The organism is Alistipes finegoldii DSM 17242 (assembly GCF_000265365.1).
Lineage (GTDB): Bacteria > Bacteroidota > Bacteroidia > Bacteroidales > Rikenellaceae > Alistipes > Alistipes finegoldii.
Window position 1 is genome coordinate 2269018 of sequence record NC_018011.1, and the last position, 26273, is coordinate 2295290.

The following is a 26273-nucleotide window of genomic DNA, read 5'->3' on the forward strand; positions in this document are numbered from 1 at the left end:
ATTTAAATATTTTAAAAATAGGCGCGGTTTTGGTGTCGATTTGCAGTATGTGCAAAATCGATATTCAAAATTATGTATCTGTAAATTGTTGGTGGGCGTGGTTTGCGTATTTGAATCCTCAAATTGCGTATAATTGACTGCCGCGCCGGAAAAAACCGGACGATACATATATACAAAAAAGCTCCGGACTCTGTTGGGGAGTCCGGAGCGCGGATGTCTGTGCTTTTAATATATAGGTGTCGTTCCGATATGGCCGTCCGCCTATTGTGCGGAATCGCCGGCGGCCCGTCAGCTTTGGCCGGAGCCGTCGCCGAAGAGCGCCTTGACGAACTCTTTGCGGTCGAATATGCGCAGTTGGTCGATGCCTTCTCCGATGCCGATGTAACGGACCGGGATGTGGAACTGGTCGCTGATGCCGATTACCACGCCGCCTTTGGCCGTGCCGTCGAGTTTGGTGATGGTGAGCGAAGTGACCTGCGTTGCCTGCGTGAACTGCCGGGCCTGCTCGAAAGCGTTCTGTCCGGTCGAGCCGTCCAGCACGAGCATCACCTCGTGCGGCGCGCCGGGGATCACCTTGCCCATGACGTTGCGGATTTTGGTCAGCTCGTTCATCAGGTTGATCTTGTTGTGGAGACGGCCCGCCGTGTCGATCAGCACCACGTCGGCGCCGTTGGCCTTGGCCGAGGTCAGCGTGTCGAACGCCACCGATGCCGGGTCGGAACCCATCTCCTGACGGATCATCGTGGCTCCCGCACGGTCGGCCCAGACCTTGAGCTGGTCGATGGCGGCGGCGCGGAACGTGTCGGCGGCGCCGATCCAGACCTTTTGTCCGGCTTTGGTGAGCTGGGCCGCGAGTTTGCCGATGGTCGTGGTCTTTCCGGCGCCGTTGACGCCCACGACCATCACCACGTAAGGTTCGCCCTCTTTGGCGTCGAGTCCGAAATGCTTTTCGGAGCCGTGCGACTCCTCCATCAGCGCGGTTACCTCTTCGCGCAGAATGGACTGCAGCTCGGAGGTGCCCATATACTTGTCGCGCGCCACGCGCTCTTCGATGCCCCGGATGATTTTGACGGTGGTTTCCACGCCTACGTCCGACGAGATAAGCACCTCTTCCAAGTCGTCCAGTACGTCGGCATCGACCGTCGAACGGCCTGCAACGGCGCGGGCGAGCTTCGAGAAAAGTCCCGTCTTGGTCTTTTCCAGCCCGGCGTTAAGCTCTTCCTGCTGCTGTTTGCGCTCTTCGGAAGCCTGCGCGGCGGAGTTGTCCTGCTTCTTTTTGAAAATATCGAAAAATGCCATGTCTAATATCTCTATATCCGTACAAAGATAATAAGAATGTTTGGAAAAAAATGTTATATTTGCACTATATACATTTTCAACGATGATGAAAAAAACGATTCTGCTGCTTGTGGCAGCGCTTTGCGGCGTATTGACGGCCGCGGCTCAGGACCTGATCGTCAAGACCGATGCGACGAAGGTCGAGGCCAAAGTAACCGAAATAACACCCGATGCAGTACGGTATAAGCGTTTCTCCAATCCCGACGGACCGACCTATGTGCTGCCTGTCGCCGATATCGACTACATTCAGTATGCCAACGGCGAAAAGGAGCGCTTCCGGGCTGCCGAAACTGTGCCTGCGACGCCGCTGACCCCTGCGACGCCGGTCGGTGAGGCTCCGGTCGCAGCGGCTCCCGCTGCGCAGGCGCCTGTACAGCAGGCTGCGCCGGTGCAGTATGTCGCCAAAGAGTATCAGATCGGCGAGTTCTACGACCAGAACGGCGTCAAGGGCGTGGTCTGCATGCTGACGGAGGACCGCCGGCACGGACTGATTATTTCGCTCGATGAAATATACCTGCCGTGGAGCGAATTCCGGAAGCCCGACCTGCGGGTTGCGGGCGCCGACGACCGGATCGACGGCATGGGAAATATGGAGAAGGTAGCCGCCTATATCGCCGAAAACAACCTTGCGTGGGATGATTTTCCGGCTTTCAAGTGGTGCCGCGACAAGGGCGAGGGCTGGTACCTGCCGGCCATCGACGAACTGCTGACCATCGGACACAACTACAACGGCGGCACGCGCATACATTCCAACCGTCAGGCCCGCAACCGTTTCAACGACGCGCTCAAGGATAACGGCGGCAAGCGCATGGACCGTCTGGTCTACTATTTCTCCTCGACCGAGAAGGACGAGAAGGAAGCCTATACGACCCATACGGGCATCGAACCTCCCTATGTGATCGAGATTCCCAAGTACAACAAATTCCTCGTGCGGGCGGTGCGGAAGTTTTAGCTTTCGTCAATTAAAGAAAAGGAGTATCCTCGATGGGTACTCCTTTTTTGCTTTACCGGCAATCAGATGCTTTCGATCAGGGCGCTCAGTTTACGGACGATGACTTCCCAACTGTAATTCTGTTCGACATAAGCCGGTCCTTTTTCGCTTATTTCGCGTCGCAGCCGCTCATCCGTAAAGAGTTTGTGAAGCTGGCGGCAGAAGTCCCTGCGTCCTTTGTAGTAAAGTGCCGCGCCGCTTTGCTGGCAATGGTCCTTCAGCACTTCGCTGGCTCCGTTTACCAATACGGGAACGCGGTTTTGCATGGCTTCGAGCAGCAGCAGGGAGAGACTTTCGAAACGCGATGGATTGATCATCAGAGTTGCGTGCCGGATAATCGCGCTTTTTTCTTCTTCGGAAACGAATCCCGTCAAAATGATATTCGGATCGTCGGGATATTTGATTTCCGGAGACAGACTCCCGACCAAAACCAGTTTCGACTGCTGCTTGTATGTCCGGTTGTAAGTCTGAAAATCGGGCAGCAATGTGTTTATCTTGCCGGTTGTGACCCGTCCGAGATAAAGCGCATATTTATCCGGAAGATTGAATTTCGCTTTGACATGCTCCCACGCTGCGGCGGGCGCGAGTTCTATGCCGGTGCCTACGATGCTGCTCGGCGCCAATCGCGGCCCGAAAATGCGCAGGCATAGCCTGCGTTCGGCTTCGGTGTTGAACGCAATATGGCGAACCTGCGTGAACAACCGGGTGTAAATGGCCGGGAAAAGCCATTTTTCCGGGTGTGCCATCGGAATCAGTATGCTTTTTTGGGGAACCTGCAGCCCTGCGAAAATGGTCTGTGCATGGAAATAGCACATGGGAATGAATGCCGCATAATCGTCCCGATGTTCTTCGATGTAGCGCAGCAGGTCGGGGGCGTAGGAGACCGTCGAATGCTGGTAGGCGGTTTCCTTGTCGAAGCCGAGATTCCAGATCGGGTGAATTGCCGCAAGGAGACGCAACACGCCGGCTTGCGACAACCAATAGCGGAGTCTGCGGACAGGTTTGGATTTCTGAAGCAGCCGGCGGCTTTCCCTGCCGTTGAAGCCGGGATGCGGTACAAACCGCCGGATGGTTATTCCGCTTTCATGGCTTTCGCCTGCAGGATATTGGTCCGAGGGGTTGTTGAAGTCCTTGAGCGTCGTGGTCAATACCTCGACGTCATATTTATCCCGCAGTCTTTCTGCAAGCATCCGGCAATGCACTTCCGATCCGCCGTTGATGCCGGCTCCGTAGCGCACGTTGATAAATGCTATTTTTTTTCATGGGTTTACATTTCGTTGAAAAGGCTGAGCCATTGGTTGCCGATATTTTCCAGATCGTATCTGCGGGAAGCTTCCAGCGCGCGCGTCCGCATACGTTCCTGAAGTTCCGTGTCCGCAAGCGCCGCATTCAGCAGCGCGGCGTATTTGCGCAGGCTGTAGGAGGGAACCATGATTCCGCACGCTCCGTCGCAGGTGATTTCCCTAATTCCGGCATAGGAGTCGAACGATACCGGAATGACGCCGTATTGCTGGCCTTCCATCAGACTCATGGGCAGCCCTTCGAAATTAGAGGTCAGGCACATGAATGTCGCCCTGCGGTAGAATGGCGTTACATCGGCATGATAGCCGGCGAATTCGGCCCGCTGCAACCGTAGTCTTACGGCTAATTTGCGCAGGTTCTCGTCTTCCTCGCCGCATCCGACCAGAATCAGCTTCCAGTCTGGATTCCTGCGTTCGACGGTTTTCCATATTTTCAGCAGGCGATCGACCCGTTTGTGAGCTCTGTGGAAGCGTCCTACGTACAGGACGATCTTTTCTTTGGGCGATACGGGGGCGGCCGCCGCAGGCAGGAGCGGATTGAGTATGGCTCCGTATTTCGATGCGGGAGCGTCGCTTCCGGGATGGCCTGAAGCCTTGAGCGCCTGCATGAAGTCCTCTTTGTATTGGTCGCAGAGGAGCAGCATGCGATCCAGATGGGGCATCATGCCGGCGTACATTTTCTCTGTCCGGTGCAGGCGTTTGCGGGTAATGCGGTCGAGCGGCCGGCGCAGGAACAGAAATTCCAGCCGGCGCAGAAATGTCGGATTGGGGATTTCCGTGGATTTGAGTTCGCGCCATGCGTACTCTTCCCAGAAGGGAATGTTGTGCAGACAGAAAATCATCCGGCACCGGGTCCTGCGTTTGATCTCTGCGAACGGAATGGCATCTATGCCTTGGACGATGATGCAATCTACGCTCTCCTCTTGGAGAGACCGGCAAAGGAAATCGACGTTCGCCGGTTTTTTCGGATCGGGTCCGGCCGGCAGCTCCCTGAATTGAAATATTGCCCGCTCTTCATCACATAATAATTCGCGGTTCAACTTCTCGATATACAGAATTATGCGGTAACCCTGTTTGTGAAAGAAGGAGGCGAGATTGTGCGTTACCGTTTCCGCTCCGCCGTATGGATAAAGCCAATTGAAGAAAGCGATGGTTTGCAGTTGCATTGTCGTGTATTTTTGACCAAAGTTACTCTTTTCGCCCTGAAATAGCAAACGGACATCCGAATTTGTGCTTTTCTTCGGAGAGTATAAATACAAAGGGCACCCTGTCGGATGCCCTTTGTATTTAAGATCGCTCTTAAAATACTTATTTCTTCTCCTCGAAGAATTCTTTGACTTGGTCGTTGGGGATGATGCCTTCCTTGAACATGTAAGCACCGGTTTTGTCCGACTTGACCATCTTGATGCACTTCGTAAAGTTCTTACCCGTGCCGGTTTTCAGTGTTGCGACTACTTTCTTTGCCATAGAGCTTCAAAACTATTTAATTTCACGGTGAACGGTGACCTTTTTCAGAAACGGGTTGTATTTCTTGCGCTCCAGACGGTCGGGGGTGTTCTTCTTGTTTTTTGTCGTGATGTAACGGGACATTCCCGGAACTCCGCTCTCTTTCTGTTCGGTGCATTCGAGGATGACCTGAACTCTGTTGCCTTTCTTTGCCATTTGTTACTTCGGTGTTTTAGTAAACGGACTTAGGTGCGGCAGCCTCGCGCAGAGCGACTGCAAGACCCTTCTTGTTGATTGTTTTCATGCCGGCAGCCGATACCTTCAGGGTAATCCAGCGGCCCTCCTGCTCAGACCAGAAACGCTTGGTTTTCAGATTGGGACTGAATTTGCGTTTGGTCTTGTGGTGCGAGTGCGAGACGTTGTTTCCCACGATCGCCACCTTGCCTGTGATTTCGCAAACTTTCATTTTTGTTTTCGATAATATTAATATTATTCCCGTAAGGGAGTGCAAATATAAGGAAAAAATGAGAACTAAAGATTCAGTTGCCCGATTAATTTTTAATGCTGAATGTTATTGTGTTGATAGTCAATGTTTAAACGATTGGAATTGTGAGCGTGAAACGCGCCCCTTCCGTGTAGGAAGTGTCGAGTTCGACCCCGCCGCCCAATGCGCCGGCGATCAGCCGGCAGACGGCGAAGCCCAGTCCCATGCCCTGCGAGAACGGGTCGAGTTTGACGAAACGGTCGAAGATGCGCCCGGCTTCTGCGGTGGGGATGCCGGGGCCACGGTCCGTGACCGTGAAGGCGATCCGCTTTTTGTACGAGATCAGGGTGTAGGCGAGCGTGATCCGGCCGTCGGGGGCGAAGCGTGCTGCATTGCGCAGCAGTTCGGTCAGGGCCTTGGAGAGCAGCAGGCAGGAGGTGTTGACCGGAAGTTGTGCGCATTCGGGTTCGAAGCGGATGTCGAGTTTGCGGAGGCTGTAGTCCCTGACGGTCTGAATGCACTGCATGCAGCAGACGTTGATGTCCACCGGACCCAATGCGGGCGGGGTGTCGGAGGATTCGAGGCCTGCGATATAGAGCACGTCGTCCACGAGTTTCTGGAGGTAGCCGCTGTTTTCCCGGATGATCTCGATGTAGGACTGACGCTTTTCGTCGTCCGCGTCCGGGGCCGCGGCCAGCTCGGCGAAACCTACGATGGAATTGAGCGGGGTGTTGATCTCGTGCGTGATGTTGCGGATGAAGACGCCTTTCATCCGGTTGCTCGCTTCCGCGGCCCGTTTGGCATGCGCCAGACGACGGTTCATGCGCGCCGTGAAGACAAGAAAGAGGACCGTCAGCAGCAGGATGACGCTCAGCGCCGCGATGCCCAGTTGCGTGCGGTGCAGGCGCACTTCCTGCGTCTGCCGCTGCAGCTCCGCCTTTTCGACGTCGAGACGGCTGACGTCGAGCAGCGTGGCGAATTCGCCGAGGTTTCTTTCGTTGTCGTCGCCGACCTTTTTCCGGTAGAGGTCGAGGTAGTGTTTCTGACTTTTGTAGGCGGCTTCGTAATTGCCGGTTTCGGCATAGGTTTCCGCACGGGTTTGGAACAGTTCGTAGAAATAGGTTTCGCTGTGCCCGGTCTCTTTGAACAGGCCGATCAGTTTGTCGAGTGTGGTCAGCGCCCTGCCGAATTCGTGCTCGGCGAGGTCGATGGCAAGCTGCGCTTCGGTGAGGCTGGCCGTCGTAAGGTATCCGTCGTGTCCCTGCCGGATTTGGTCGAACAGCGTGCGGGCTTCGGCGCTCCGGCCGGTCCGGCTGTAGAGGATCACCTGTTTGAGTTTCAGCGGCCAGATGTATTCGGGCAGGGTGAGCCGCGCCTTGCCTTTTTCGATTTCTTCGGCGGCTTCTTCGTACCGTTCGGTGTCGATGAGGACGGTGGCCAGTTCGGAATAGAGAATCGGCAGCGAGAATTTGTTGAGGTTGTTCTCTTCGATGAAGCCGATCGCCTTGCGGTAGTAGTCGGCGGCGGTCTCCTTGAGTCCGCGGGTCCGGTAGATGTGGCCTAACTGCTTGTAGGCTTCGGCGATGGCGGGCTTGTAGTCGTCCTGCTCGGCCTGCGCCATGTAGCGTTCCAGCTCGTACTGCGCCAGCGTGTATTGCCCGTGTTTCGTGTAGTAGAGAATAAGCCGCGACCAAGTGAAAAAATAGTAGGTCGGCTGCTTGTTTGCGCGTGCGAAGGCCTGCACGCGGGGAATCCACGCCTTGAGGGAATCCAGTTCGTTGTTGAAGTAATAGTGGTCGGCCTTGAACGAGAGGGCGACGGCCTGCATGCGGATGTCGTTCTTTTCGCCCGCCAGCCGGAACAGCGTGTCGGCCTTGAGCAGGACGACCGAATCGCGGATGTTGTTGTTGCACCAGCGGTAATAGGCGTAAAGCGTGCTGTCTACGTTTTTGTAGGTTTCGGTCTGCGCGTGGCCGGACGGAATCCGGGTAAACAGCATCAATAAAAGCAGGGCTTTTTTCATTAGTTTTTGAGCTGAATAGTTGCAAAGATATGTAAATATATGCTATAAAGCAAACTATTCAGTCTATTGATAGGGCTAATTAGCCTGATTTGCCGCCCGCAATTCTTCTTCGAGCAGTTCGATGGCCGCCGTTCCGGCTTTCCGGATGACGGCGTTTCGGCTGCCGCCGGCACGAATCAGGCGGGTCGTGGTGCGCAGCGGGGAGCTGACGGCGATCCATACCGAGCCGACGGGATATTCGGGCGTTCCGCCCGTAGGGCCTGCGATGCCGGTCGTGGCGACGGCATAGTGCGAATTCGAAGCCCGGCGTACGCCTTCGGCCATCTGACGGACGACCTGCTCGCTGACGGCGCCGTAGCGGGCGATCGTGTCGCAGCTGATTTGCAGGATCTCCTGCTTGGTGTCGAGGCTGTATGCCACGACGCCGCATTTGAAGTAGGCCGAAGCGCCGGGCAGGGCCGTAAAGCGCGCGGCGATCGTGCCGCCCGTACAACTCTCGGCGACGGCCAGCGTCTGGATGCGGTCGGTCAGGATGCGGTGCACCCGTTTTTCCGGAGCGTGGCTGCTGCAGGCGGTCAGCGAGAGAATGAATGCGGTTGCGGTTGAGAGCAGGATTTTATTCATCGGGGCGTCTTTTATTTTCCGTTGAGTTCGTCGCGCAGCAGACCGAGGGCGAAGGCGCCGGCGCGGTCGATGATCTGTCCGCGGTCGGAGCCGCACTGTTTGAGCAGGGCGACCGTGCGGCGGGGGCCTGCGACGGCGATCCATACCGTGCCGACGGGCTTTTCGGCCGTACCGCCCGCGGGGCCTGCGATGCCGGTGGTCGAGACGGCGTAGTCGGCGCCGCTGATGCGTCGCGCCCCTTCGGCCATCTGTCGGGCGACCTGTTCGCTGACGGCGCCGTAACGGGCGATCGTGTCGGGATCGACTCCCAGCACAGCCTGCTTCGACGCGTTGCTGTACGAAACCACGCCGCAGAGGAAGTAGGCTGAAGCGCCCGGCATGGCCGTAAAGCGCGCGGCGATGGTGCCGCCCGTGCAGCTCTCGGCTGTGGCGAGGGTCTGTCGCCGTTCGGTGAGCAGCTTGTGTATCAACTCCTGCATGGTGGCCGTTTCGTAGCCGATGATGTTGTGGGGAATGATCCTGCGCAGCGCTTCGAACTGCCGTTCGATCTCCTTCGATACGCTTTCTCCCTCGACCTCGTAGGCTGACAGCCGGAGCCGCACGGCGCCCGGATTGGGCAGGTAGGCCAGCTTCAGGTAGGGCGGCAGGGCGTTTTCCCACGTTTCGATCGCTTTGGCGAGCATCGATTCGGGCAGTCCGGCGGTGATCATCGTGCGGTGTACGATCTGGCGCAGTTCGAAGTGCGCCTTGAGCCGCGGCATGACCTCGTCCTGCATCAGATGCTCCATTTCGTAGGGTACGCCCGGCAGCGAGACGACCACTTTGCCGCCGCGTTCGAACCACATGCCCGGCGCCGTGCCGTGCGCGTTGAACAACACCGTGCAGCAGGCCGGAACCAGAGCCTGTCCGCGGTTGAGGTCGTTGAATTCGATGCCCCGCTCTTCGAGCATCCGTTTTACATGGTCGGAGACGGTTTGGTTCAGGATGAGTTCGCTGCCGAACATTTCGGCCAGCGTCTTTTTGGTGATGTCGTCCTTGGTGGGGCCGAGTCCGCCGGTGATGATTGCGATGTCCGACTGGCCGAGGGCGCGTTCCACGCACCCGACGATCTGCGCGCTGTCATCGCCGATCGAGACTTTTTCATGCACGACGATGCCTGCGGCGTTGAGGTGGCGGGCGATGGATACGGAATTGGTATCCACGATCTGACCGATGAGGATTTCATCGCCGATAGTGATGATCGTTGCTTTCATAAGCGGTGTTTTTGACTCAGGACTCCGGCTGTTCTGCTCCGGCTTGCTCTGCGGAAAGCTGTTTTGTCGCGGGCTGTTCCGCCGCAGCCTGCTGCACTGCGGGCTGTTCTGCTGTCGCCTGCGCCGCTGCGGCCTTTTCCGCTGCGGCTTTCGCTTCGGCGTCGGCGACGAGGGCGCGGCAGATGTCACGCACCAGTCCGGGACCGTTGTAGATATAGCCGGTGTAGAGCTGCAACAGGTCGGCTCCGGCGTCGAGCATCGCTTTCGCGTCGTCGGGGGTCATGATGCCGCCCACGCCGATGATCGGAAAATTGCCGCCCGAACGGGTGTGGATGCGGCGCACGACCTCCACGGCCCGCTGCGTGAGCGGTGCGCCGCTCAGCCGGCCGCTGCCGATCTTGTCGAGCGTCGTGCGGCTGGTGTGCAGCCCTTCGCGGTTGTGCGTGCCGTTGGTCGCCACGATGCCGTCGAGGGGCGTTTCGAGCAGAATGTCGCTGATTTCGTCGATCACGGCGTCCGGCATGTCGGGCGATACCTTGAGCATGATCGGGCGGTATTGGTTCTGTCCCCGGCGGAAGTCGAACAGCGGGTCGAGAATCCGCAGGATATGTTCGCGCGTATGCGTCGCGCCTTCGCGGCACGAGTTGTCGCAGCTGATGTTCACAGTGAAGTAATCCGCGTACTGGTAGAGGTTGCGGAAGAGTTTGAGGTAGTCGGCCGCGGCGTTTTCGGCGAGGGTAGCGGTGTTGCGGCCGATGTTGCAGCCGACGATGAATCCTTCGTGGGGCCGGCGCAGGTGCTGGATGGTCTTTTCGAGACCGCGGTTCGAAAGCCCGATGCGGTTGATGATCGCCTCGTCCTTCGGGAGCCGGAAGACGCGGGGGCGGGGGTTGCCCGCCTGCGGGCGCGGCGTCACGGTGCCGACTTCGACGAATCCGAAACCGAGGGCCGCCAGTTCGCGGAACGCCTCGCCGTTGCGGTCGAAACCTGCGGCCAGCCCGACGGGGTTGGCGAATTTGATGCCGAAGACCTCGCGTTCGAGCGCGGGGTGTTCCACGGCGTAACACTTGCGGAGCAGCCACCGTCCGCCGGGAATCAGCCCGATGGCGCGCAGCAGTATCAGTACGACGCGGTGCGCCCGCTCGATGGTGAGCGAGAAGAGGATGGGCTTTATGATGCTACGGTACATGGTCTCAAGTGGCGGTTTCGCTTATGGCCGCAAAGGTACTAAAAAAGAATTGATTTCGCTAAAAGTATTCGCGGCGGTAGCGGTAATGGTCGCGCATCGGCTCGAAATCCTCCGGCCGGGCCTTCAGGCTGCGGCTCTGGGCCTCGATGTCGAACGCGCCCCCGATGGTGGTGCAAAGCTCCTGCCACGAAATCGGCCGGGGCGTCGAAGGGGCGGCCTGAGGCGGGTACCATCCGGCGAGGGGCAGGCCGAAGAAACGGGCCAGCGTATCGACCGACATGGCCGTGGCATTGGCTTTGCCCTGCTCGGAATAGCCCGCGATGTGCGGCGTGGCGAGCAGTGTGCGGGTGAGCAGCCGGCGGTCGATGGCGGGTTCGTGCTCCCAGACGTCGAGTACGCAGGCAAGGCCACTTCGCAGCAGGGCCGCGCCGTCCACGACCTCGCCGCGCGAGGAGTTCAGGATTACGGCGCCGGGTTTCATCCGTGCAAAAAGGGCGTCGCCGGCCATGCGGCGCGTCGTGTCGTCGAGCGGCGTGTGGAACGTCAGGATGTCGGCTTGGCGGGCGACCTCCTCCAGCGGCAGGAAGCCGCAGTGTTCGCGCGCCTCGCGCGGCGGGTCGCAGCAGAGGACCCGGAAACCCCATGTTTCGGCATACTCCTTCACGAGCGATCCGACGTGTCCCACGCCGACGACGCCCAGCGTACGCCCGGCGGGCTGCCAGCCCTGCGTGCGGGCGAGGTGGGCCAGCACCGCCCCCGCCCATTGGAGTACGCCTCTGGCGTTGCAGCCGGCGGCCGTGCAGACGCGGATGCCGTGCGCCGCGCACCACGCCGTGTCGATGTGGTCGAAACCGATGGTCGCCGTGGCGATCAGACGGACGCGGGAGCCGCCGAGCAGCCGCTCGTCGCAGCGGGTGCGCGTGCGGATAAGGAGGGCGTCGGCGTCGCGCACCTCCTCCGGCGCGATTTCCGCCCCCGGAAGATAACGCACCTCGGCCCACGGTTCGAGGACCCCCTGCAGGAAGGGTATGGCGCTGTCGGCGATGATTTTCATGGCTGATGGCTTTTTCCTGATTTCTACTCTTTACGGGAAGCAAATATAGGGAAAAATTAAAATTTTTGTACCTTTGACATTTAAAACGGATCTTATGGAACAGAAAACGTTCGATCCCGACGGGGTCGGTGTGGATAACGGGACCTATTTCGGGCTGCCTTTCGAACCGGAGACGGCCGAGCTGGTGATCGTCTCGGCGCCTTGGGACGTGACGGTATCCTACGGGGCGGGGACGGCTTACGCTCCCGATGCCATTATCGAGGCCTCGACGCAGCTCGATTTCCACGAACCGCTGGCTCCCGGCGCATGGCGCCGCGGCATCGCCACGGCCGACGTGGACTATTCGCTGCTGGACGAATCGCAGCGCCTGCGCGGCGATGCGGCGAAGGTGATCGACCTCCTCGAAGGGGGCGGCAGTCCTGAGGACGACTATGTGGTGCGCAAAATCTGCCGCGTGAACGAAGGGTGTGCGGCCATGAACGCCAATATCGGGGCGCAGGCCGCGCGCTGGCTCGATGCGGGAAAACTCGTCGGGCTGGTCGGCGGCGACCATTCGACGCCTTACGGCCTGATCCGCGCGCTCGGCGAGCGGCATGCGGAGTTCGGAATCCTGCATATCGACGCCCACTGCGACCTGCGGGACGCCTACGAGGGGTTCGAGTTTTCGCACGCTTCGATCATGTTCAACGTGCTGCGCGACGTGCCTGCGGTGACGAAGATCGCCCAAGTCGCCGTGCGCGACTTCAGCGAGCGGGAGGCGGCGCTGGCCGCGTCGTCGGGCCGTGTCGTCCTGTTCGACGATCTGTCGCTGGCGGCCGCCGGGTTTCGCGGCGAAACGTGGGATGCGCAGTGTCTGCGTATCGTCGAAACGCTTCCGCAGGAGGTCTACGTGAGTTTCGACATCGACGGACTCTCCTACGAGAACTGTCCCCACACGGGGACTCCCGTCGCGGGCGGACTGGGTTTCAACCAAGCCGTCTGGCTGCTGGACACCCTCGTGCGTTCGGGCCGCCGCATCGTCGGGTTCGACGTGGTGGAGGTCACTCCGGCCCGCGAGGAGCGGATCGACGCCATAACGGGCGCACGGGTATTGTGGAAGTTGTGTAATTTAACTTTAAAATCAAACGTTCGATAAATGCGACTATTTTCGATGTACCGCTGGGTGCGCGAGCGCCACATGATCGGTATACGCGGCCGTAATTTCATGGAGGCCCCTTGGGCCGGGGGCATCGTGCTGCTCGGATGCGTGATCATCGCCATGCTGCTGGCCAATCTGCCTGCGACTTCGCTCTATTACCGTCATCTGCTGGAGACCGACCTTTCGCTGATGGTGCATAGCCCCGACGGGCTGATCGACTGGGTGTTCCCGCGCGGGATGACCGTCGAGAAACTGATCAACGACGGCCTGATGGTGATTTTCTTCTTCGCCGTGGGGCTTGAGATAAAACGCGAGATCGTCTGCGGACAGCTTTCGTCGGCCAAAAAGGCCCTCCTCCCGGTGCTGGCCGCGGCGGGCGGCATGCTCTTCCCGGCGATCATCTTCACCGCCTTCAACCACGGTACGATGGCCGCCAACGGCTGGGGTATTCCGACCGCCACCGACATCGCCTTCGCCATCGGCATCCTCTCGATGCTCGGCGACCGGGTCCCCGTGTCGCTCAAGATATTCCTCACGGCGCTGGCTATCGCCGACGACCTCGGAGCCATTCTGGTCATCGCGCTCTTCTACGGCGGGCAGGTGCAGATCGGATGTCTGCTGGCGGCGCTGGCCATCATGCTCGGCGTCTACTTCATGAAGGAGATGGGCGAGAAGCGCATGTTCTTCTATCTGGTGCCGGCCGTGGTGGTGTGGGGGCTGTTCTACTATTCGGGCGTCCACTCGACCATTTCGGGCGTGGCGATGGCCATGCTGATTCCGATGACGCCACGCTACAGCAAAGAGTATTTCGTGCACAAGATGCGCCATCTGAAGGCGCTGATGCTCGCCGCCGGCACTTCGGGCGACGATTTCCCCAACGAAAACCACCGGTTCTACCTGCGCCGCATGCGTAATCTCGCGGCCGACTCGGTGGGCATGAGCTACCGGCTGGAGCATGCGCTGGCGCCTTCAGTGACCTTCCTCGTGATGCCGATTTTCGCGCTGGCGAACGCCGGGGTCGAGATATCGTCGCTCGAATACCTCAATATTTTCCATATGTCGCCCGATATCGGATCGGTGGGGATGGGCGTCTTCTTCGGACTGCTCGTGGGAAAACCGCTGGGCATATTTCTTGCGAGCTGGGGCGCCGTGAAGTCGGGGCTGGCCGAACTGCCCGAAGGGGCGACGTGGCGCATGCTCTTCGCCGTGGGGTGTCTGGGCGGTATCGGATTCACGATGTCGCTGTTCGTCGATGCGCTGGCCTACACCGAACCCGACCTGATCGACCGGGGCAAAATCGCGATCCTGATGGGCTCGACGGCCGCCGCCGTCGCGGGCAGCCTGCTGATACTGATTTTTTCGAAAAAACGAACCTGATATGCGTAAGACATTAGTTGTCCTCATGGCTGCGGCGTTGCTGGCCGGGGCCTGCTCCAAAAAGACGGGCGGGGGCGTGAAGCTCAAGACCGACACCGATTCGGTGGCCTATGTGATCGGCATGAACGTGGGCATGAACCTGATGAAGATGGATTCGACGATCAACGTGAACGCCGTATGCGAAGGCATCCGCGACGTGTTCCGCCAAGGGACCAGATTCTCGGCTGCCGACGCCGAGGTTTTCTACCTGCGCTATATGAATTACGCGCTGCCGGAGAAAGCCCGCGCCTACGAGGAGCAGTTCCTGCAGGATATTCTCAAGGCCAACCGCAACTACGCCCGCACCGCATCGGGCGTGACCTATACGGTCGAGGTGCTGGGCGATCAGGAGCAGATACCCGCTTCGGACCGCGACAGCATCGCGCTCCGCTACCTGATCCGCACTGCCGACGGACAGGAAGTCTACTCATCCTACGAGCGGGGCGATACGCTGCGCACGACGCTCGGCGGCCTGCTCAAGGGCATGAAGGAGAGCGTCAAACTGGTCGGCAGGGGCGGAAAGATCAACGCGTGGATTCCCTCCTCGGCGGCTTACGGAACGCAGGGCGACAAAGAGCTGGGAATTCAGCCGAATACCACGCTGTACTACGAAATCGAGCTTGTCGATGTCGATAAATATGCGAATTGGTCGCGGCGCAGCAATTTACGCCGTTAATTTTAAACCATTATTCCAAATATTTTATAACTTTGCGCAGGTAAACCCCTAACAGGCACAAACGATTAAACATATTTGAAAAACAAAACAATGAAAAAAATTCTTTTTGCAGCGGCACTTGCAGGTGCTGCGTTCATGACTGCCTGCGGCGGCAAGGACGGCGGCGTTCGTATGGGCAGCCTTTCGGATTTCGACTCGCTTTCGTATTCGCTGGGCGCCAATATCGGCTACGGCATGAATCACGAGATGAGGGACATTCCCTTTGATTTCAAGGCCATCGACAAAGGTATCAAGGAGGGCGCCATGGGTAAGGCCACGCAGGAGCATGACAAGTCGCTCGACATGCTGCGTGAGTATTTCATGAGCAAGCGCGGCGAGCGTGCGCAGGAGATCGCGACCAAGCGTGCCGAGCAGGACAGCATCCGTCTGGCTGGCGGCGACACGACCAAGGTCGAGTATCCCGCAGCCGATCCCGCCATGTTCGAGAGCGAGGAGGAGCGTGCCGAGATTTCGTATGCGTTCGGTAACGACATCGGTTACAACATCAGCCAGAGCGGCATGCCCATTCAGCTCGTATGGATCGGTCAGGCCATGCAGGACGTGCGCGACGGCAAGGCGAAGATGGCCGAGGATGCCGTGAACCAGTATCTGCAGTACTACTTCATGGTGAAGCGTCCGGCCGAGAACGCTGAGGCTTCGAAGGCGTGGCTGGAGAAGATCGAGAAGAAGTCGGGCGTGAAGAAGACCGAGTCGGGGCTGCTTTACAAGGTTACCAAGCAGGGCGACGCTTCGATGATGCCGAAGGATCCGCGCGACGTGGTGAAAGTGCATTACACGGGCCGCACGCGTGAAGGCAAGGTCTTCGATACTTCGAAGTTCGCAAACCGCTCGAAAGAGCAGCAGGAGATGATGCGCAAGCAGAATCCTGACGGTTTCAACGAGGACGGCACGCCGAAAGAGGCCGATACGGAGGCTGAATTCCCGCTCAACCGTGTGATCAAAGGCTGGACCGAGGGTCTGCAGCTGGTAGGCAAGGGCGGCACGATTATGCTCTGGATTCCCGCCGATCTGGCTTACGGCCCGCGTGGCGCCGGCCGCGACATCGGCCCCAACGAGGCGCTTGAGTTCGAGGTGGAGCTGATCGACGTCGTTCCTTTCGAGGAACCCGCTCCGGCGGATTCGACGGCCACGGCCGAGACTCCTGAGGCAGCTCCCGCGAAATAAGCAGGTGTGATTCCGAATATGACAGGGCGGACCCCGTGCGGGGTCCGCCCTGTTTGTCATTGTGCCGGCATTGGGAGGAGGCGTCCGCTGCGGCCGCTGTTATAATAGGTATGTCATCGGGGTAAAACGGATTCCGTCCGTGACGCGTTCGGCGTCGGTTGCGGTGAATCCCAGTCTGCGGTATATTTCGACGGCATAGGGCGACGAGTTGACGGTGATGCGGGAAACCGCCGGATCGGTGCGGCAGAAGTCGCGTACTGCGCTGAACAAGGCGCGGGCGATGCCCTGCCGGTGACAGGATGCGTCCACGAAGAGCAGGCTTATGTGGCTACGGTTTCTGACCGCGGCGACGCCGGCCAGCGTATCCTGCCGGAATGCTCCCCATAGCATCAGCGCGCCGGTGCGAAACTGTTCCGTCAGAGCTTCCGGGGCAATGAACCGGTGAAAGACGTCGATGCCTTCCTGCGCGTAATCAGGGGCTTCGAATTCTGCGAAAACGCGGCGGACGAGCGCGGAAGCCGCCGGGATTTCCGCTTCGCGGAGCGGTCGGATGTCGGTTGCAGGCGGGGGTGTCGTGTCGGGAACGATCGGTTTCATGGGAGTGATTTTGAAATGAAAAAGGCGGCTGGAGATCCCAGCCGCCTTGTATGTTTTCCGTCCGTTTTAGAACGGCAGGTCGTCCACCTCGGCGGGCGACGATGCATAAGAGGGTTCCTCGGCGATGGGCGGCATGTCGGGCATCGGGCCTGCGCCGGGAACTTCGGCCTGTTTGGGCTGGAGGCGCCATGCGCGGATGTCGGTGTACCAGCGGCCGTTGTATTCGCGCGACTCGATATTGACCGAGACGGTGTAGGCCGCACCCTCTTTCAGACGGGCCACGTCGTCGGGCTTGTTGAAAAACGTGACGCAGATCTTGCGGGCGAACGAACCTTCGTTCATCTCGAAGACCACGTCCTGACGCTGCCATTCGCCGCGTGCCGACGTTCCTTTTGTCACGGGCATTATTTTGTAAACTGTTCCTTCGAATTCCATGGTGATGCTGTGAATGGATTAATAATCTTATTTTCCGCAAAGGTAACAAAAAATCGGGAGAATCGCCGCACCTGCCGGCAAAATTCCCGCGCAAATTTCTCGGCCGGGGAGTTTCGGGGCGCCGCGATTTTTTTGTGTTTTGCGTCGCCGGACGGGAAAAACTGCGCAGGCGTGTGCCCGGAGAATTCTATGGATGCCGAAATCGGGGATTCCACACGTGCCGATTGGCTGTTCGGTCGGATGTGTCCTTCAAATAAGACAAAAAAGACCTGCATTTCTGCAGATCTTTGATTTTCAGTGGACCCAGAGGGGCATGATCCCACGACCTTCGGATTATGAGTCCGCTGCTCTAACCGACTGAGCTATGGGTCCGTCCGGCGGCTGTGTGCCCAAACCGCGGGCACAAATATAGCAAAACAAATCCGAATTCCCAATATGACGCGGAGATTTTTTAGGTCCGGGCAAGCCGCGGCGGGGGCTTACTGACGGTCGAAAATGTCGTTGAGGACCTTGGCCAGCCGGTAGCCGGCTTTGGCGAGCTGCTCTTCGGCCAGCGGTTTGTATTTCAGGATGAAGTCGTGTCCCAGTTTGTCGCCCGGCTTCACGTCGTAGATACATTTCGAGTTTGCTGCCGATTCGCGGCCCCAGTCGTAGATGTCGCCGGCGATCGCCGCCCGCTGCTGTTCTTCGGTGTAGCGGTCGAGCAGGAAGGCCAGATCGGAGAAGCTCCAAGGGTGGGTCGTCGCTACGATCGGGGTGTCCCAGATCGTGTGGTAGCGGATTTCGCTGCCCTTGAGGACGACGTTGAAATAGCCGATTTCCTGGTTGTCCGGCCAGCGGACGTGTCCGGGGCAGTGCATGTCCCCCAGACAGTGGACGATGACCTGAATGCAGGCCAGCCGCGTGGAGTCGTTCATCTCGTGCATGCGGTTTTTCAGCCGGTCGGCAGCCCGCTCGACGTAATAGAGGCAGTTGGCCAGATATTTGTCGCCGGGCAGCCTGTTGCCGCGGATTACCTCGCCGCTTTCGTCCACCGAGAAGGTGTGGGGCAGCATGTGCATGCGGGGACCGTTGGTGGGCGTATAGCCCAGATCGACGAGCATTTGGGGCTTGTAATCGTCCATCCACGAAGCGTAATAGACGATCGAGCGGCCGTCGAGCAGTTTGTCCAGATTGGCTTTGGCCTTTTTCGTCAGGTGTTGCTCGGCCAGACGGGCGACGGCGGCGTGTCCCAGCCTGCCCCATGCGAAGGCGCCCTGAGCGGACGTCAGTGCGGCGAAGGCCGCGATGAGAAGGAGTCTCTTCATGTTTTAAGGTGTTTTGTTGTTTTTTCTTTCCGGCCCATGCGCGGCGCGGACGTTTGTCATAATATAATACCGTGCTGCGGGACGAAACACCTATCCGGCGGCGGGAAATTTTCGGGATATTTTGTCGCGGGCCTTTGGGAGCCTTTCTGCGGGCTGTTTTTATCCGTCCGGCGCGGTTTTCGGCGCGAGGCGTTTTCGCTGCGGAAGCAGTGCGGAGATAAAAAGTTTCGCGGAAAATCGGGCGGAGTATTGTTTGTTGCAAATAAATTCGTACCTTTGTCCCGCTTAAGCAATCAATTAAAACAAAAACAACGAAATGAAAAAGGGTATTCATCCGGAGAATTATCGTTTGGTGGCGTTCAAGGACATGTCCAACGACCACGTGTTTTTGTGTCGGTCCGCCGTTTCGACAAAAGAGACCATCGAAGTGAACGGCGAAACCTATCCCGTGTATAAGATGGAAATTTCCAACACGTCGCACCCGTTTTACACCGGTAAGATGAAGTTGGTAGACACCGCCGGTCGCGTCGATAAGTTTATGAGCCGTTACGCAAAACGCTACGATAAGAAAGGCGCGAAATAGGCGCTTTCCGCATTGAGAGACAACGGGCTGCACTTGTGTGCGGCCCGTTTGTTTTTGGTGCGTTTTGTTGCAGAGAGAGCTATTTTGCGGTCGAGGGAATGTCTGCGTGGAGGAACGGTCCTGCGGTTGAGGGCGTGTTTGGCGGTTGTAGGAACGTTTCTGCGGCCGGGGTGCGGATATGCCGGGGAAGGACCGGCGGTGCGGCCGGAATTTTCGTTCTGGGGCCGATTTTTTTGTACACGATATCGTTTTTATGTATATATTTGCCGCCGTAAGGCAAACAATGACTTAAACGTTAGAAAGTTATGAAGCATGTAATTGTCATGGCGCTGGGGGCTGCGCTGGCTCTGGCGTCGTGTGTGAGCAAAGGGACGGTCGTCAAGGTCGAGGAGCAGCGCGATTCGCTTTCGGTGGTCGTCAGCGCGAAGGATTCGCTGATCAGTGCTGTTTTCGAGGACATCAGTTCTATTTCCGAGAATCTTGCGCTGATCAGGACGCGTGAGAATCTGCTCTCGGTGGCGGGCGACGCCGAAGGCGGCCGCCGTCCCGTGGAGGAGATCAACAACGATATCGCCGCCATCGACCGGCTGCTGCGGGAAAACAAAGTCAAGATCGCTTCGCTGCAAAGCGCTGTCGCGCAGTTGCGCAAAGCCAATCTGCGCCTCGACGGACTGGAGAAGATGATTCGGGACATGAGCGCGCAGCTTGCCGAGAAGAAAAACGAAATTGCCCGGCTGCGGGAGAATCTCACCCAGATGGGGGTCGAGGTGGAGACCCTGACCGAGCAGGTGGCTGTGCGGAGCGAGCAGGTCGAAACCCTGAATACCGAGAAGGTCGAGCTGGAGAACCAGCTGAATACGGTGTATTACATCGTCGGGACCGAGAAAGAGCTGCGTGAGGCGCAGATCATCAACAAGCAGGGTTTCATCGGGCGTACGCTGACGGTCAATAAGACCAATAATCTGGACAGCTTCACCAAGACCGATTCGCGGCTGCTGTCGGAGGTGCCGATCGGGCAGAAAAAGGTTTCGGTCGTGACGACGCATCCCGAAGAGTCGTACGAGTTGGTGACGGATGCCGACAAGGTCGTGTTGAAACTGCTCATCACCGATCCCGTCCGTTTTTGGGAGTCGTCGAAGATTCTGATCATAAGCTATAAATAACGGGCGGCGGGCCGGATGATCCGGCGCCGCGCGGCAATGAGAGAGGCATCCCGGAATATTCCGGGATGCCTCTCTCGTTTGGCGAGCGAGTGAGTTCAGCAAGGAAACCGAGATGGGGCGGATAATGGATGTATTTTGTCAGAGACGGGCGGTGTATGGCATGCCGGACACGTTTTTTGATTCGGATCGGAATGGAGACGAACCGTTATTTGCGATGCGCGGTGTTCTGTTTTGTCATTTTTATTTTTTTTACGTACATTTGGACAATAAAAAATATACATAGTTGTAATATGGATTATCAAATCAAACCGCAGTTTGTGGAGGCCGGTTTGAAAGAGAATTGCCCTGCGGATTGTAGTAGTTGTCCTACGTTTCCTGCGCCGTTTCGCCGCATAGGCGATTCGAATTACTGCCGTTTCGCGCAAATTTCTTTTTCAGCAGGAGAAGGGGTGACTTTTCCCGCAGACCGCATGGTGCGCATTCTTTTCGTGATGTCGGGTTCGCTGATGATGGAGCATGGGGATACGGTGCGGCTTGTGACGTCGAAACAATACGTATGTCTGGCGAGGGGCGAACGTTTCGTCACCACGGCGCAGGACGACGCCCATGTCGTCGTGCTATCGCTGATTCACCGCATCGAGTTCTGCGAACAGGATATCTTCGATAAGGTGATGCCCTACGATACGGTCATCCCGACCGAAGCAGTGCCGCGGCTTTCGATGCATCCTACGATCGAACGCCTGCTCTGCGATCTGTTCGCCGTTCCGGAGCTGAGCGAGTGCGCCCGTTACCACAAAATGAAGGCTACGGAGCTTTTCATGATGATCAAGGTGCTGTATACCCCGACGGAGCATGCTTATTTCTTCCAGTCGATGATTCAGCCGCAGGATAACTTCCGCGTGTTCGTGTGCAACAATTACGACAAGGCGCAGGGCGTGGCGGAGCTGGCCGCGCTTGCGGGCATGAGCCTTTCGGTCTTCAAGCGCCGCTTCGCCGAGCACTTCAACGACAGCGTCTATCATTGGATGATGCGCCAGAAGGCGCTGAAGATCTTTACGGATATCCGCGACGGCGAGGACAGCACGAAGGTGCTGATGAACAAGTATGGATTCCGCCATTATACGCAGTTCAGCCGGTTCTGCAAGAATTACCTGCAGGCGACGCCCGCGCAGCTGATCGCATCCATAAAGGAGGGGTAGTAGGGGATTTGTCCCGTACCGTCCGCAGACGGAGAGCATATGCCGGCAGCTTGGGTTTGTTGTCGGATTGTGGAAACGGAGAGGCTGTGGGCTTCTCCGCTTCTTTTTCAGCGCTCCAGCAGGTAGACGTTCAGATCGACGAACTCCCCGTCGGCAAGTCGTTCTCCCCGGACTTCCACCCGGTCGAGCGCGAATCCGAGCCGCTGGGGAATGCGGTTGCTACGGTAGTTGCCCAGTGCGCAGCGTATTTCGATGCGTTCCATGCCCATCTCTTCGAAAGCGAGCCGGCAGAGCGCCTGCACGGCGGACGTCATGATCCCCCGGCCCTGAAACTCGCTGCGGAGCCAGTAGCCGATTTCGATGGTGCGCGTCGTGCTGTCCGCCGATTTGAAGCCGATCAGTCCTGCGAACGCATCTCCGCTCCGGATCGTGAAGACCGGGTTTGCCGTGTCGTTCAGCATCCCTGCGACGACCTCCTGTGTTTGCTCCACGCGGTGCGTCGCCGCCACGAACGGGAGCCAGCGTCCGAGGTGTTCGCGCTGGGTGTCTATGGCGCCGAAAATCGCAGGGGCGTCCCCGCTGCGCAGCGAACGCAGCGAGAAGTCGTCGAAAAGCGGAATCGTTTTCATGGTATATGCCGGTTTTGGGAGCAAAGGTAATGAAAAATCTGGGATGCTGTTTTTTTATATATTAAATAGGTGTCGGAGCGTTTTTGCACCTGCAATTCCTGTGGTTTCGGAGCGTGCAGGGGCGGAACGGTAATAACCTTGGGTGCGGAGGGTGATATTTTTTGCAGAAGCTGTTGTAAAATATAAAACTTTTCCTATCTTTGCACCCGATTTCACCCCTGTAAAAAAGGCGGTAGACCGACGTTCTTTGAGAAGAGTAAAAAAGTGAAAAATTTATTGGAAATAATTTGGCCGGTAAATTTTTTATGCCTACTTTTGCAATCCAAAACGGTTGATTTTGCCGATGTAGCTCAGTTGGCCAGAGCAGCTGATTTGTAATCAGCTGGTCGGGGGTTCGAATCCCTCCATCGGCTCGGACAGCCGATGCGAGAGAAGCGGAAAGACGAAGGTCTTCCGGAACACGAGCAGCGGCGCAACGAAAGCCTCACGGGGAAGACCCGCGCAAAAAGCGAGCCGATCTTTCAGGGGCAGACAACTTGGGAAGTTACCAGAGTGGCCAAATGGGGCAGACTGTAAATCTGCTGGCTTACGCCTTCGGTGGTTCGAATCCATCACTTCCCACTAAGAAAGAGTGCCGGTTGGAGTTGCAAGATCTTCGGCGGTGTCCGATCGACGGACGGCGCGGAGGAAAGGGTAGACTCTGATACGGTATATTTTTGCGGAAGTAGCTCAGTTGATAGAGCATCAGCCTTCCAAGCTGAGGGTCGCGAGTTTGAGCCTCGTCTTCCGCTCAAGACGCAGAAGCGTGTGATACGGACGTCTCCTATCGGTTGATAGGGGAGTTTGTGTCGCCCGCTCGTTCTGCGAAATGAATTTTTAAAACTTTAAAGCAATTTTTAACAATACTTTAAATACTTAATACTATGGCAAAAGAAAAATTCGACCGTTCGAAACCGCATGTGAACATCGGTACCATCGGACACGTTGACCACGGTAAGACCACCCTTACCGCTGCTATCACGACCGTTCTGGCTAAGAAAGGTCTGTCGGAGCTTCGTTCGTTCGACTCCATCGACAACGCTCCTGAGGAGAAAGAGCGTGGTATCACGATCAACACCTCGCACGTTGAGTACCAGACGGCCAACCGCCACTATGCTCACGTAGACTGCCCCGGACACGCCGACTATGTGAAGAACATGGTTACCGGTGCCGCTCAGATGGACGGTGCCATTCTGGTAGTTGCCGCAACGGACGGCCCGATGCCCCAGACCAACGAGCACGTGCTGCTCGCCCGTCAGGTGAACGTTCCCCGCATCGTTGTTTTCTTGAACAAGTGCGACATGGTGGACGACCCCGAAATGCTCGACCTCGTCGAGATGGAGGTTCGCGACCTGCTTTCGAAATACGAATATGACGGCGACAACGCTCCCGTTATCCGCGGTTCCGCACTCGGCGGCCTGAACGGCGAGCCGGCATGGGAGGACAAGATCATGGAGCTGATGAACGCTGTTGACGAGTATATTCCGATCCCGCAGCGTGAGAACGAGAAGCCGTTCCTGATGCCTGTCGAGGACGTGTTCTCGATCACCGGCCGCGGTACCGTTGTAACGGGCCGTATCGAGACCGGTATCATCCACGTAGGCGATCCCGTCGAGATCGTAGGTCTTGAGGAGAAGACCCTGACTTCGACCTGTACGGGCGTCGAGATGTTCCGCAAGCTGCTCGACGAGGGCGAGGCCGGCGACAACGTAGGTCTGCTGCTCCGCGGTATCGACAAGAAAGAGGTTAAGCGCGGTATGGTAGTCGCTAAACCCGGCTCGATCACCCCGCACACCGAGTTCGAGGCTGAGGTCTACATCCTGAAGAAGGAAGAGGGTGGCCGTCACACGCCGTTCCACAACAACTATCGTCCCCAGTTCTATCTGCGTACGATGGACGTGACCGGTGAGGTTCACCTGCCCGCAGGCGTAGACATGGTTATGCCCGGCGACCACGTGACCATCACCGTGAAGCTGATCTACCCGGTAGCTATCAACGAAGGTCTGCGTTTCGCAATCCGCGAGGGTGGCCGTACGGTAGGTGCAGGTCAGATCCTGAAGATCGTGAAATAATTTTCACAACCCATAGGGAAGCGGTGTTCCGCACCGCTTCCCGCTTTTAGGAGCATAGTTCAAGGGTAGAATAGCGGTCTCCAAAACCGTTGATGGGAGTTCGAATCTCTCTGCTCCTGCCAAAGAGTAAAAGAAAAAAAGTATGTTCAATTACGTTAAAGAATCCTACAACGAGCTTGTAAACAAGGTGACGTGGCCCACGTTTCCCCAGCTCCAAAGCTCTACGATCGTCGTGATGGTGGCTTCGGTCATTTTCGCCATTGTCGTGCTGGCTATGGACCTGACGTTCGAGAACCTGATGGCCGTCATTTACAAGACACTGGGTAATCTTGGCCGTTAATTGTTGCTGAAACGATGAGCGAGATTAAGAAGCAGTGGTATGTCGTCCGGGCTATCGGCGGTAAGGAAAACAAGGTCAAAGAGTATATCGAGGCCGAAATCCGCCATAATAATCTGGAGGAGTACATATCTCAGGTGCTGATTCCCACCGAAAAGGTATACACCATCCGCAACGGAAAGAAAGTCTCCAAGGAGAAGGTTTCTTATCCGGGCTACGTATTGGTGGAGGCCGCGTTTGTAGGTCAGATTCCGATTATAATTCGTAACACTCCCAATGTGCTGGGTTTCCTCGGCGATACCAAGGAAGACAGTCGCAAGATGAATGCCACGCCGCTGCGTCCGCAGGAGGTGGCCCGCATCCTCGGCCGCGTCGATGAGATGAACGCCATGGAGGAGGAGAACGAAATACCATTCTTTGTCGGCGAGACCGTCAAGGTCACCGATGGCCCTTTCTCAAGCTTCCAGGGTACCATCGAGGCCGTCGACAACGAGCGCAAGAAACTCACGGTATCGGTGAAGATATTCGGGCGCAAGACTCCTATGGAGTTGGGTTTCACACAAGTAGAAAAAGAATAATTAACCAAGGAAAACTATGGCAAAAGAGGTTGCTGCATTTATTAAATTGCAGATCAAAGGTGGTGCCGCCAATCCTTCGCCCCCGGTTGGTCCCGCATTGGGTTCTAAGGGAGTCAATATCATGGACTTCTGTAAGCAGTTCAATGCGCGTACCCAGGACAAGGCAGGGAAGGTTCTCCCGGTCATCATCACGGTTTACAGCGATAAGTCGTTCGACTTTGTTGTAAAACAGCCGCCTGTAGCTATTCAGCTCAAGGAAGCAGCCAAAGTGCAGAAGGGTTCCGCACAGCCTAACCGCGACAAGGTCGGTCAGGTGACGTGGGATCAGGTGCGCGAGATCGCTCAGGACAAAATGCCTGACATGAACTGCTTTACCTTAGAGGCTGCTATGCGTATGATCGCTGGTACCGCTCGCAGTATGGGTATCAACGTCGTCGGTGAATTTCCTAATATGTAATCGAAGATGAGTAAGTTGACAAAAAATCAAAAGATCGCCTACGCCAAGGTGGAAGCCAATAAGGCTTACAAGCTCTCGGAGGCTGCCGCTCTTCTGAAGGAGATTACGTTCACGAAATTCGACGCTTCGGTTGATATCGACGTGCGTCTGGGAGTCGATCCCCGCAAGGCCAATCAGATGGTCCGCGGCGTTGTGACGCTGCCCCACGGTACGGGTAAGCAGGTGCGCGTGCTGGTGCTCTGTACTCCTGAGAAGGAGGCTGAGGCTCAGGCTGCCGGCGCCGATTACGTAGGTTTGGACGAGTTTGTTGATAAGATCAAGGGCGGCTGGACCGACGTTGACGTTATCATCTGCACGCCGAACGTAATGGGCAAGGTTGGTGCGCTGGGCCGTATTCTGGGTCCCCGCGGCCTGATGCCTAACCCCAAGACCGGTACGGTTACGATGGAGGTGGGCAAAGCCGTTCAGGAAGTGAAATCGGGTAAGATCGACTTCAAGGTCGACAAATTCGGTATCATTCACACTTCGGTAGGTAAGGTTTCGTTCTCGGCCGATCAGATCGTGGACAACGCGAAAGAGGTGCTGAACATGATTCTCAAACTGAAACCGGCTGCTGCGAAAGGTTCTTATGTGAAGAGTATTTATCTCTCGACCACGATGAGTCCCGGCTTGCAGATTGATTCCAAATCAGTAGAAACCAAATAAGAAGGAGGAGAGAAG

Annotated in this window: 28 protein-coding genes and 5 tRNA genes; 17 read left to right on the top strand and 16 right to left on the bottom strand. The window is 57.3% G+C overall.

Going from position 1 to position 26273, the window contains the following annotated elements; translation table 11 throughout:
• Positions 1-288 precede the first annotated feature (288 nt).
• The gene (ftsY, locus tag ALFI_RS09845) at positions 289-1299 is read right to left on the bottom strand and encodes a signal recognition particle-docking protein FtsY (RefSeq protein WP_009596472.1); all 1011 of its coding nucleotides are present in this window, start codon (positions 1297-1299) and stop codon (positions 289-291) included.
• Positions 1300-1381: 82 nt separating this feature from the next.
• On the opposite strand from ftsY, the gene ALFI_RS09850 reads away from it, so the two are divergent.
• The gene (locus ALFI_RS09850; RefSeq protein ID WP_039939566.1) at positions 1382-2290 is read left to right on the top strand and encodes a hypothetical protein; all 909 of its coding nucleotides are present in this window, start codon (positions 1382-1384) and stop codon (positions 2288-2290) included.
• A gap of 62 nt (positions 2291-2352) precedes the next feature.
• Here ALFI_RS09850 and ALFI_RS09855 read toward each other — a convergent pair whose 3' ends face one another.
• From ALFI_RS09855 to ALFI_RS09895, 10 genes are all read right to left on the bottom strand, one after another.
• The gene (locus ALFI_RS09855; RefSeq protein ID WP_014775705.1) at positions 2353-3567 is read right to left on the bottom strand and encodes a glycosyltransferase family 4 protein; all 1215 of its coding nucleotides are present in this window, start codon (positions 3565-3567) and stop codon (positions 2353-2355) included.
• Between the two features lie 29 nt (positions 3568-3596).
• Complete coding sequence (locus ALFI_RS09860; RefSeq protein WP_014775706.1) at positions 3597-4796, bottom strand: glycosyltransferase; 1200 nt, start codon at positions 4794-4796, stop codon at positions 3597-3599.
• 142 nt (positions 4797-4938) lie between these two features.
• Positions 4939-5097, bottom strand: a complete 159-nt coding sequence (locus ALFI_RS16585; protein WP_009596369.1) for a DUF4295 domain-containing protein — start codon at positions 5095-5097, stop codon at positions 4939-4941.
• A 12-nt stretch (positions 5098-5109) separates the two neighbouring features.
• Positions 5110-5292: a 50S ribosomal protein L33 gene (rpmG, locus tag ALFI_RS09865; protein ID WP_009596501.1), complete on the bottom strand. Its 183-nt coding sequence runs from the start codon at positions 5290-5292 to the stop codon at positions 5110-5112.
• 16 nt (positions 5293-5308) lie between these two features.
• Positions 5309-5542 carry a 50S ribosomal protein L28 gene (rpmB, locus tag ALFI_RS09870; protein WP_009596398.1) on the bottom strand — a complete coding sequence of 78 codons (234 nt, stop codon included), beginning with the start codon at positions 5540-5542 and terminating at the stop codon, positions 5309-5311.
• A 127-nt stretch (positions 5543-5669) separates the two neighbouring features.
• Positions 5670-7583 carry an ATP-binding protein gene (locus ALFI_RS09875; RefSeq protein WP_014775707.1) on the bottom strand — a complete coding sequence of 638 codons (1914 nt, stop codon included), beginning with the start codon at positions 7581-7583 and terminating at the stop codon, positions 5670-5672.
• Between the two features lie 75 nt (positions 7584-7658).
• Positions 7659-8207 carry a CinA family protein gene (locus ALFI_RS09880; RefSeq protein ID WP_014775708.1) on the bottom strand — a complete coding sequence of 183 codons (549 nt, stop codon included), beginning with the start codon at positions 8205-8207 and terminating at the stop codon, positions 7659-7661.
• Between the two features lie 11 nt (positions 8208-8218).
• Entirely contained in the window at positions 8219-9460 is a 1242-nt protein-coding gene (locus ALFI_RS09885; protein ID WP_014775709.1) for a competence/damage-inducible protein A, read from the bottom strand.
• A gap of 16 nt (positions 9461-9476) precedes the next feature.
• A complete protein-coding gene (locus ALFI_RS09890; protein ID WP_014775710.1) occupies positions 9477-10649 on the bottom strand; it encodes a quinone-dependent dihydroorotate dehydrogenase in 1173 nt (390 codons plus the stop codon).
• Between the two features lie 58 nt (positions 10650-10707).
• On the bottom strand, positions 10708-11703 hold the full coding sequence (locus ALFI_RS09895; protein WP_014775711.1) for a 4-phosphoerythronate dehydrogenase: 996 nt from the start codon (positions 11701-11703) through the stop codon (positions 10708-10710).
• 94 nt (positions 11704-11797) lie between these two features.
• Between ALFI_RS09895 and ALFI_RS09900 the strand changes: the two genes are divergently transcribed.
• From ALFI_RS09900 to ALFI_RS09915, 4 genes are all read left to right on the top strand, one after another.
• Positions 11798-12838: an agmatinase family protein gene (locus ALFI_RS09900; protein WP_014775712.1), complete on the top strand. Its 1041-nt coding sequence runs from the start codon at positions 11798-11800 to the stop codon at positions 12836-12838.
• Positions 12839-14218, top strand: coding sequence for a Na+/H+ antiporter NhaA (nhaA, locus tag ALFI_RS09905; protein ID WP_014775713.1), 1380 nt, complete (start codon positions 12839-12841; stop codon positions 14216-14218).
• Position 14219: 1 nt separating this feature from the next.
• Entirely contained in the window at positions 14220-14933 is a 714-nt protein-coding gene (locus ALFI_RS09910; RefSeq protein ID WP_014775714.1) for an FKBP-type peptidyl-prolyl cis-trans isomerase, read from the top strand.
• A 90-nt stretch (positions 14934-15023) separates the two neighbouring features.
• On the top strand, positions 15024-16157 hold the full coding sequence (locus ALFI_RS09915; protein ID WP_014775715.1) for an FKBP-type peptidyl-prolyl cis-trans isomerase N-terminal domain-containing protein: 1134 nt from the start codon (positions 15024-15026) through the stop codon (positions 16155-16157).
• A 99-nt stretch (positions 16158-16256) separates the two neighbouring features.
• On the opposite strand, the gene ALFI_RS09920 is transcribed toward ALFI_RS09915, so the two are convergent.
• The 4 genes from ALFI_RS09920 to ALFI_RS09935 form a co-directional block, all read right to left on the bottom strand.
• Positions 16257-16754: a GNAT family N-acetyltransferase gene (locus tag ALFI_RS09920; protein ID WP_014775716.1), complete on the bottom strand. Its 498-nt coding sequence runs from the start codon at positions 16752-16754 to the stop codon at positions 16257-16259.
• A gap of 66 nt (positions 16755-16820) precedes the next feature.
• A complete protein-coding gene (locus tag ALFI_RS09925; RefSeq protein ID WP_009596520.1) occupies positions 16821-17189 on the bottom strand; it encodes a DUF3127 domain-containing protein in 369 nt (122 codons plus the stop codon).
• A 298-nt stretch (positions 17190-17487) separates the two neighbouring features.
• A tRNA-Ile gene (locus ALFI_RS09930) sits at positions 17488-17561 on the bottom strand.
• A gap of 107 nt (positions 17562-17668) precedes the next feature.
• Positions 17669-18496, bottom strand: a complete 828-nt coding sequence (locus ALFI_RS09935; RefSeq protein ID WP_014775717.1) for a S1/P1 nuclease — start codon at positions 18494-18496, stop codon at positions 17669-17671.
• Between the two features lie 316 nt (positions 18497-18812).
• On the opposite strand from ALFI_RS09935, the gene ALFI_RS09940 reads away from it, so the two are divergent.
• The 3 genes from ALFI_RS09940 (at position 18813) to ALFI_RS09950 (ending at position 21441) form a co-directional block, all read left to right on the top strand.
• A complete protein-coding gene (locus ALFI_RS09940) occupies positions 18813-19079 on the top strand; it encodes a type B 50S ribosomal protein L31 (protein ID WP_009596455.1) in 267 nt (88 codons plus the stop codon).
• Positions 19080-19384: 305 nt separating this feature from the next.
• Entirely contained in the window at positions 19385-20242 is an 858-nt protein-coding gene (locus ALFI_RS09945; protein WP_009596463.1) for a Cbp1 family collagen-binding glycoprotein adhesin, read from the top strand.
• Between the two features lie 470 nt (positions 20243-20712).
• Positions 20713-21441: a helix-turn-helix domain-containing protein gene (locus ALFI_RS09950; protein ID WP_039939562.1), complete on the top strand. Its 729-nt coding sequence runs from the start codon at positions 20713-20715 to the stop codon at positions 21439-21441.
• Positions 21442-21548: 107 nt separating this feature from the next.
• On the opposite strand, the gene ALFI_RS09955 is transcribed toward ALFI_RS09950, so the two are convergent.
• Positions 21549-22070 (bottom strand): GNAT family N-acetyltransferase, encoded by a 522-nt coding sequence (locus ALFI_RS09955; protein WP_009596318.1) that lies wholly within the window; start codon positions 22068-22070, stop codon positions 21549-21551.
• A gap of 339 nt (positions 22071-22409) precedes the next feature.
• Here ALFI_RS09955 and ALFI_RS09960 point away from each other — a divergent pair.
• From ALFI_RS09960 to rplA, 9 genes are all read left to right on the top strand, one after another.
• Positions 22410-22483, top strand: a tRNA-Thr gene (locus ALFI_RS09960).
• Positions 22484-22608: 125 nt separating this feature from the next.
• A tRNA-Tyr gene (locus ALFI_RS09965) sits at positions 22609-22691 on the top strand.
• Positions 22692-22788: 97 nt separating this feature from the next.
• A tRNA-Gly gene (locus ALFI_RS09970) sits at positions 22789-22861 on the top strand.
• Between the two features lie 132 nt (positions 22862-22993).
• Positions 22994-24181 carry an elongation factor Tu gene (gene tuf / locus ALFI_RS09975; RefSeq protein ID WP_009596396.1) on the top strand — a complete coding sequence of 396 codons (1188 nt, stop codon included), beginning with the start codon at positions 22994-22996 and terminating at the stop codon, positions 24179-24181.
• Between the two features lie 48 nt (positions 24182-24229).
• Positions 24230-24303: transfer RNA gene (locus ALFI_RS09980), tRNA-Trp, on the top strand.
• Positions 24304-24323: 20 nt separating this feature from the next.
• Positions 24324-24521, top strand: a complete 198-nt coding sequence (gene secE / locus ALFI_RS09985; protein WP_009596332.1) for a preprotein translocase subunit SecE — start codon at positions 24324-24326, stop codon at positions 24519-24521.
• A gap of 14 nt (positions 24522-24535) precedes the next feature.
• On the top strand, positions 24536-25096 hold the full coding sequence (gene nusG / locus ALFI_RS09990; RefSeq protein ID WP_009596421.1) for a transcription termination/antitermination protein NusG: 561 nt from the start codon (positions 24536-24538) through the stop codon (positions 25094-25096).
• A gap of 16 nt (positions 25097-25112) precedes the next feature.
• The gene (gene rplK / locus ALFI_RS09995; protein ID WP_009596474.1) at positions 25113-25553 is read left to right on the top strand and encodes a 50S ribosomal protein L11; all 441 of its coding nucleotides are present in this window, start codon (positions 25113-25115) and stop codon (positions 25551-25553) included.
• Positions 25554-25559: 6 nt separating this feature from the next.
• On the top strand, positions 25560-26258 hold the full coding sequence (gene rplA / locus ALFI_RS10000) for a 50S ribosomal protein L1 (RefSeq protein WP_009596498.1): 699 nt from the start codon (positions 25560-25562) through the stop codon (positions 26256-26258).
• Positions 26259-26273 lie beyond the last annotated feature (15 nt).

Coding starts and splice junctions, on each gene's coding strand:
- nhaA (WP_014775713.1), top strand. CDS start 12,839: ATGCGACTATTTTCGATGTACCGCTGGGTGCGCGAGCGCCACATGATC.
- ALFI_RS09885 (WP_014775709.1), bottom strand. CDS start 9,460: ATGAAAGCAACGATCATCACTATCGGCGATGAAATCCTCATCGGTCAG.
- ALFI_RS09935 (WP_014775717.1), bottom strand. CDS start 18,496: ATGAAGAGACTCCTTCTCATCGCGGCCTTCGCCGCACTGACGTCCGCT.
- ALFI_RS09940 (WP_009596455.1), top strand. CDS start 18,813: ATGAAAAAGGGTATTCATCCGGAGAATTATCGTTTGGTGGCGTTCAAG.
- ALFI_RS09955 (WP_009596318.1), bottom strand. CDS start 22,070: ATGAAAACGATTCCGCTTTTCGACGACTTCTCGCTGCGTTCGCTGCGC.
- ALFI_RS09950 (WP_039939562.1), top strand. CDS start 20,713: ATGGTGCGCATTCTTTTCGTGATGTCGGGTTCGCTGATGATGGAGCAT.
- ALFI_RS09945 (WP_009596463.1), top strand. CDS start 19,385: ATGAAGCATGTAATTGTCATGGCGCTGGGGGCTGCGCTGGCTCTGGCG.
- ALFI_RS09880 (WP_014775708.1), bottom strand. CDS start 8,207: ATGAATAAAATCCTGCTCTCAACCGCAACCGCATTCATTCTCTCGCTG.
- ALFI_RS09850 (WP_039939566.1), top strand. CDS start 1,382: ATGATGAAAAAAACGATTCTGCTGCTTGTGGCAGCGCTTTGCGGCGTA.
- rplK (WP_009596474.1), top strand. CDS start 25,113: ATGGCAAAAGAGGTTGCTGCATTTATTAAATTGCAGATCAAAGGTGGT.
- nusG (WP_009596421.1), top strand. CDS start 24,536: ATGAGCGAGATTAAGAAGCAGTGGTATGTCGTCCGGGCTATCGGCGGT.
- ALFI_RS09920 (WP_014775716.1), bottom strand. CDS start 16,754: ATGAAACCGATCGTTCCCGACACGACACCCCCGCCTGCAACCGACATC.
- ALFI_RS09900 (WP_014775712.1), top strand. CDS start 11,798: ATGGAACAGAAAACGTTCGATCCCGACGGGGTCGGTGTGGATAACGGG.
- ALFI_RS09890 (WP_014775710.1), bottom strand. CDS start 10,649: ATGTACCGTAGCATCATAAAGCCCATCCTCTTCTCGCTCACCATCGAG.
- secE (WP_009596332.1), top strand. CDS start 24,324: ATGTTCAATTACGTTAAAGAATCCTACAACGAGCTTGTAAACAAGGTG.
- rpmB (WP_009596398.1), bottom strand. CDS start 5,542: ATGAAAGTTTGCGAAATCACAGGCAAGGTGGCGATCGTGGGAAACAAC.
- tuf (WP_009596396.1), top strand. CDS start 22,994: ATGGCAAAAGAAAAATTCGACCGTTCGAAACCGCATGTGAACATCGGT.
- rpmG (WP_009596501.1), bottom strand. CDS start 5,292: ATGGCAAAGAAAGGCAACAGAGTTCAGGTCATCCTCGAATGCACCGAA.
- ALFI_RS16585 (WP_009596369.1), bottom strand. CDS start 5,097: ATGGCAAAGAAAGTAGTCGCAACACTGAAAACCGGCACGGGTAAGAAC.
- ALFI_RS09910 (WP_014775714.1), top strand. CDS start 14,220: ATGCGTAAGACATTAGTTGTCCTCATGGCTGCGGCGTTGCTGGCCGGG.
- ALFI_RS09925 (WP_009596520.1), bottom strand. CDS start 17,189: ATGGAATTCGAAGGAACAGTTTACAAAATAATGCCCGTGACAAAAGGA.
- ALFI_RS09875 (WP_014775707.1), bottom strand. CDS start 7,583: ATGAAAAAAGCCCTGCTTTTATTGATGCTGTTTACCCGGATTCCGTCC.
- ALFI_RS09895 (WP_014775711.1), bottom strand. CDS start 11,703: ATGAAAATCATCGCCGACAGCGCCATACCCTTCCTGCAGGGGGTCCTC.
- ftsY (WP_009596472.1), bottom strand. CDS start 1,299: ATGGCATTTTTCGATATTTTCAAAAAGAAGCAGGACAACTCCGCCGCG.
- rplA (WP_009596498.1), top strand. CDS start 25,560: ATGAGTAAGTTGACAAAAAATCAAAAGATCGCCTACGCCAAGGTGGAA.
- ALFI_RS09860 (WP_014775706.1), bottom strand. CDS start 4,796: ATGCAACTGCAAACCATCGCTTTCTTCAATTGGCTTTATCCATACGGC.
- ALFI_RS09915 (WP_014775715.1), top strand. CDS start 15,024: ATGAAAAAAATTCTTTTTGCAGCGGCACTTGCAGGTGCTGCGTTCATG.